Source organism: Actinomadura sp. NPDC048032, assembly GCF_040653175.1.
GTDB lineage: Bacteria > Actinomycetota > Actinomycetes > Streptosporangiales > Streptosporangiaceae > Spirillospora > Spirillospora verrucosospora.
Genome location: NZ_JBEZJP010000506.1, coordinates 1 through 5,234, shown reverse-complemented (window position 1 = coordinate 5,234; position 5,234 = coordinate 1). Strand labels below are relative to the sequence as shown.

At 73.3% G+C, this 5,234-nt stretch carries 4 protein-coding genes and 1 pseudogene; 3 read left to right on the top strand and 2 right to left on the bottom strand.

Annotation, left to right across the window (positions count from 1 at the left end):
- Window positions 1–147: 147 nt before the first annotated feature.
- Both AB0C69_RS37585 and AB0C69_RS37580 read right to left on the bottom strand, forming a co-directional pair.
- Window positions 148–681: pseudogene (locus AB0C69_RS37585) on the bottom strand (DUF2252 family protein); the annotation flags it as partial.
- Between the two features lie 187 nt (window positions 682–868).
- A complete protein-coding gene (locus AB0C69_RS37580; protein ID WP_353834376.1) occupies window positions 869–1,921 on the bottom strand; it encodes a zinc-binding dehydrogenase in 1,053 nt (350 codons plus the stop codon).
- 136 nt (window positions 1,922–2,057) lie between these two features.
- Here AB0C69_RS37580 and AB0C69_RS37575 point away from each other — a divergent pair, with 136 nt between their 5' ends.
- The 3 genes from AB0C69_RS37575 to AB0C69_RS37565 all read left to right on the top strand — a co-directional run.
- On the top strand, window positions 2,058–3,437 hold the full coding sequence (locus AB0C69_RS37575) for a lysine 2,3-aminomutase (protein WP_360360526.1): 1,380 nt from the start codon (window positions 2,058–2,060) through the stop codon (window positions 3,435–3,437).
- Between the two features lie 61 nt (window positions 3,438–3,498).
- The gene (locus tag AB0C69_RS37570) at window positions 3,499–4,677 is read left to right on the top strand and encodes a cytochrome P450 (RefSeq protein WP_360360523.1); all 1,179 of its coding nucleotides are present in this window, start codon (window positions 3,499–3,501) and stop codon (window positions 4,675–4,677) included.
- A gap of 62 nt (window positions 4,678–4,739) precedes the next feature.
- The coding region (locus AB0C69_RS37565; protein ID WP_360360520.1) for a DUF3616 domain-containing protein at window positions 4,740–5,234 on the top strand (495 nt) is incomplete at its 3' end.

The following is a 5,234-nucleotide window of genomic DNA, read 5'->3' as shown; positions in this document are numbered from 1 at the left end:
TACCGCGACGGACCTGCGGGTCTCCCTCACCGACCGGTGCAACCTGCGCTGCTCGTACTGCATGCCGCCCGAGGGGCTGGACTGGCTGCCGAAGCGCTTCTCGTGCGGGATCGTCGTCAGGTACTCGGCGTAGGCGGCCTCGACCGCGGCGCGCTCGGCGTCGTCCAGGCGGCGGACGCCGGGGCGGTCGCGGAACCGGCGCTCGGCCCCTGACACGACGGTCATGCCCTCCAGCAGCCCGGTCCGGGTGCCGCCCATCGCGGCGACCAGCACGTCGCGGACGTAGCCGTCCGTGGTGTCGAGCGTCAGCGCGAACTTCTCGTCGCCCTCGTGCGCGGCGAACTTGCGGACCTGGTCGACGTAGGCGCGCACGTAGGTCTCGATGAGCCGGCGGATGTCGGCGTCGGAGATCGCCTTCTGCCACGCCAGCAGCGCCAGGCTGGCCACCAGCCGCTTGACGTCCCAGGTGAAGTGACCGACGTAGGCCTCGTCGTAGTCGTTGACGTCGAAGACGAAGACGCCGTCGTCGTTCATGTAGGTACCGAAGTTCTGCGCGTGCAGGTCGCCCTGGATCCACACGCGGGACGTGCGCTCGTCGGCCCACGGGTCGTCGTCGTGGACGATGTCGGCGTAGAACAGGCAGGCGCTGCCCCGGTAGAACGCGAACGGGTCGGACGCCATCTTGCGGAAGCGGCGGCGGAACTCGGCGGGGCTGCGCTCCATCAGGTCCGAGAACGCGTCGACCAGGACGTCGACGATCTGCGCCTGGCGCTCCTTGGGGTCCCGTCCGCGCAGTTCCTCGGTGATGCTCGCCATGCTCTCTCCCTCGATGATCGGACGGTCCCCGCCACGGCCGGGATGTTTCCGGTCATTCTGCCGAATCCGCACCGGTCCGGGAGGTGAACAGCGCACGCACGGCGGGTTCCGACCGCACGAGTTCCAGGGCGGTCTCGGCGTGCCCGGGGACGTAGCCGTTCCCGATGAGCATCGTGACGTCGGCGGCCAGCCCCTCCGCGCCGAGCGCGGCGGCCGGGAACGAGGTCGCCATCGAGAAGAACACGACGGTGCCGCCGGGCGCGGTGGCGAGGATCGCGCCGTGCTCGCAGCCCGGCACGTCCACGCACACGATGGTGACGTCGGCCGGCTCGCCGACGGCCGCCGCGACCGCCACCGGGTCGCGGGCGTCGGCGCGCACGACGGCGTCGGCCAGGCCCGAGGCCGCCAGCCGCTCCTCCTCCTCGGCGGTGGGCACCAGCCCGATCACCCGGGACGCGCCGGCGCGCCGGGCGGCGGCCAGCGACAGGCACCCGCTCTTGCCGGCCGCGCCCAGCACCAGCACCACGGGGCCGTCCTCGCGCGCCGCCACGACGCGGCGGGTGAGGGCCGGCGCGCCGCACACGTCCATGACGGCGAGGGCCAGCGGCACCGGCAGGTCGTCGGGCAGGACGGCGGCGATGGAGCGCGCGAACAGGATCGCGTGGCCCCGCGCGGGCACCTGCTCGGACCGCCCGTCCCACTCCGCGAGCCCGTCGGTGACCGCCAGCGGAGTGAGGGTCAGGGACACCAGGGTGGCGACGCGGTCGCCGGGCTTCAGCCCGAGCGGCGAGTCCGGCCCGGCCTCCTCGACCACGCCGACGAGCATGCCGCCCGACCCGGTCACCGGGTTGTGCATCTTGCCGCGCTCCCCGATGATCCGCAGCACCTCGGCCCGGATCGCGTCCGGGTCGCCGCCGAGCGCGGTGTGCAGCTGGCGGTAGGACGCGGCGTCCAGATTGAGGCGCTCCACGCCGATCCGCACCTCGTCCGGCCGGATCCGCGGGTCGGGATCCAGCCGGAGCGCGGCCTGCGGCAGGACGCCCGCGGGCTCCAGCACCCGGTGCAGCCCGACCGCGGTCCCCGTCCCGCCTCCGGTCATCGCCATGCCGCCTTTCTCCCAACATCGGGTGGTGTTACGCAAGATATGCAGGGCACCCCTGGTTTCATCGAAAGTCTTCCCGTAACGTCGGCGGCACACAAGACTTTTATGCGATCAATGTGAGGCGAGGAGGCGGTCGACGATGACCACTGCCCTGCACCCGGACGCCCTCCAGTCCGAGGAGGCCGCGCGCCAGCCCTACGCCTACCGGCGCCGGCCGCTGGCAGAGCCCGACTGGCGGCGCCTGCCCGGATGGCGGGACGTCACGGAGGCCGAGTGGGAGTCGGCGCAGTGGCAGCGCGCCCACTGCGTCAAGAACGTGCGGCAGTTGCGCCGGGTCATGGGCGACCTGCTCGACGAGCGCTTCTACGCCGACCTGGAACGCGACCAGGCCGAGCGCGCCACCATGTCGATGCTGCTGCCGCCGCAGATGCTGAACACGATGGACGCCTCCTCCACCGAGGCCTTCTACGCCGATCCCGTGCGCCGCTACATGCTCCCGGTGTTCAGCGACCGGCGCACCGACTGGCCGTCCCACCCGCACGCCTCCCGCGACTCGCTGCACGAGGCCGAGATGTGGGCCGTCGAGGGCCTCACCCACCGCTACCCCACCAAGGTCCTGGCCGAACTCCTGCCGACCTGCCCGCAGTACTGCGGCCACTGCACCCGCATGGACCTGGTCGGCAACTCCACGCCGAACGTCGACAAGCACAAGTTCACCATCAAGCCGCCGGACCGGCTCGGCGCCATGCTGGACTACCTGCGCCGCTCCCCCGGCGTCCGCGACGTGGTCGTCTCGGGCGGCGACGTCGCCAACATGCCGTGGGCGCGCCTGGAGTCGTTCGTCGACTCGCTGCTGGACATCGACAACATCCGCGACATCCGGCTGGCCAGCAAGGCGCTCATGGGGCTGCCGCAGCACTGGCTGCAGGACGACGTCCGCGCCGGGATGGAGCGCCTGGCGACCAAGGCCAACGCGCGCGGCGTGCAGATCGCGATCCACACCCACGTCAACGCCGCCCAGTCGGTGACGCTGCTGGTGGCCAAGGCGGCCCGCGCGATGCTCGACACCGGCATCCGCGACGTCCGCAACCAGGGCGTGCTGCTGCGCGGCGTGAACGACACGCCCGAGGCGCTGCTCGACCTGTCGTTCGCGCTGCTCGACGAGGCCGGGATCCTGCCGTACTACCTGTACATGTGCGACATGATCCCGAGCAGCGAGCACTGGCGGCTCGCGGTCTGGGAGGCGCAGGAGCTGCAGCACGCGATCATGGGCTACCTGCCCGGCTTCGCCACCCCGCGGATCGTCTGCGACGTCCCCTACGTCGGCAAGCGCTGGGTGCACCAGCTCGCCGACTACGACCGCGAGCGCGGCATCTCCTACTGGACCAAGAACTACCGCACCGGCCTGGAGCTGGCCGACCCGGACGCTCTGACCAGGCGCTACGAGTACCACGACCCGATCTACACGCTGCCGGAGGAGGGTCAGGAGTGGTGGCGGCAGCGGTCGGGGACGGCCTGAGCCGTCGCGGCCGACGCCTTTACGTTGTAGATCCGAAACATGGCGGATTAGGCTGGGACGGGTGACCCTCGACCTGACCTCCCGTTTCCCGCTCGGCGCATCGGTGACGGCCGCCGCCCTGGAGGACGACCCCCACCCGCACCTGGCCCGGCTCCGCGAGCGCGAACCCGTCTCCTGGCTGCCCGCACTGGGCGGCTGGCTGGTGACCGCCCGCGGCCCGGCGCTGGCGGTCATGCGCGACGCGGCCTCCTACACCGTGGACGACCCGCGCTTCTCCACCGCCCAGGTCGTCGGGCCGAGCATGCTGTCGCTGGACGGCCCCGCCCACACCCGGCACCGCGACCCGTTCGCCCGGCCGTTCCGGCCGGCCCGTACGCGGGAGCGGTTCACCGCGTTCGTCGAGGCCGAGACCGACCGGCTGGTCGGCGCCCTGGCGCCGGCCGGCCGGGCCGAGCTGCGCGGCGAGCTGGCCGGGCCGCTCGCCGTCGCGGTCGTCACCGAGGCCCTCGGCCTGCACGGGGTCGACGCCGCGACCGTCCGCTCCTGGTACGGCGCGTTCGTGGAGGCCGTGTCCGCCATCACCGCCGGCGGCGCGGCGCCCGCACGCGCCGGCGAGGCGTACCGGCTGCTGCGCGCGGCCGTCGAGGAGGCGATCGCCGCGGCCCGCCCCGGGTCCCTCCTGGCCGAGGCCGCCCGGGCCGACCTGGACGCCGCCGAGGTCGTCGCCAACGCCGCGATCCTCATGTTCGGCGGCATCGACACCACCGAGGGCATGATCGTCAACGCCGCGCTGCACCTGCTCGGCCACCCGGACCAGCTCCGGCTCGTCCTGGACGACCCGGAACTGCTTCCCGCCGCGATCGAGGAGTCGCTGCGGCTGGAGCCCTCGGCCTCGGTCGTCGACCGGTACGCCGTCCGCGACGCCGAGCTCGGCGGGGCGGCGGTCCGGGCGGGCGACCTCGTGCGGGTGTCGATCGCCGGCGCCAACCGCGACCCCTCGGTGTTCCCCGACCCCGACCGCTTCGACGTGCGGCGCGGCAACGCCGCCGAGCACCTGGCGTTCGCGCACGGACCCCACTTCTGCTTCGGCGCCCACCTGGCCCGGATGGAGGCCCGCACCGCGCTCGCCGCGCTGCTGGGCCGCCTGCCCGGCCTGCGCCTCGATCCCGCCCGCCCCGCCCGGCCGCACGGGCTGGTGTTCCGCAAGCCCGCGCGGCTGGACGTCCTCTGGGACGTCTGAGGACCGGTTGTGGACCGTTCCCGGCGTCGCCCCGCGCCGCGCCGCTGTGGGAGCATTCCCCCATGATCGTGGAACGCCGCGTCGAGCTGCGCTTTTGCCAGGAGAGCCGGGACGCGCAGACGCACGTCAACCTGTCCGCCGTGCGCCAGGACGGCCGCTGCCTGTGGGTGGCGGGCGACGAGACGGCCACCATCGAGCGGCTCACCGCCGTCACCGGCGAGGACGGGCGCGTCACCGGCTACGACGGGCAGGCCACCATCGCGCTCGCCGACCTCGTCCCGCTGCCGGCCGGCGCCGACGAGGAGGCCGACATCGAGGGCCTCGCCCGCGCCGACGGGTGGCTGTGGGCGATCGGCTCGCACAGCCTCAAGCGCAAGAAGATCAAGCCGGGGAACGGCGACGCCAAGGCCCGCAAGCGCCTCGCCACCGTCGTCCGGGAGGACAACCGCTTCATCCTCGCCCGCATCCCCCTGGTCACCGGCGACGACGGGCTCCCCAGCGCAGCACGACGCGGCGTCCGGCGAGGCGGAACTCGCCGACGTCGCCGCACTCCTCCC

Coding starts and splice junctions, on each gene's coding strand:
- AB0C69_RS37580 (WP_353834376.1), bottom strand. CDS start 1,921: ATGGCGATGACCGGAGGCGGGACGGGGACCGCGGTCGGGCTGCACCGG.
- AB0C69_RS37575 (WP_360360526.1), top strand. CDS start 2,058: ATGACCACTGCCCTGCACCCGGACGCCCTCCAGTCCGAGGAGGCCGCG.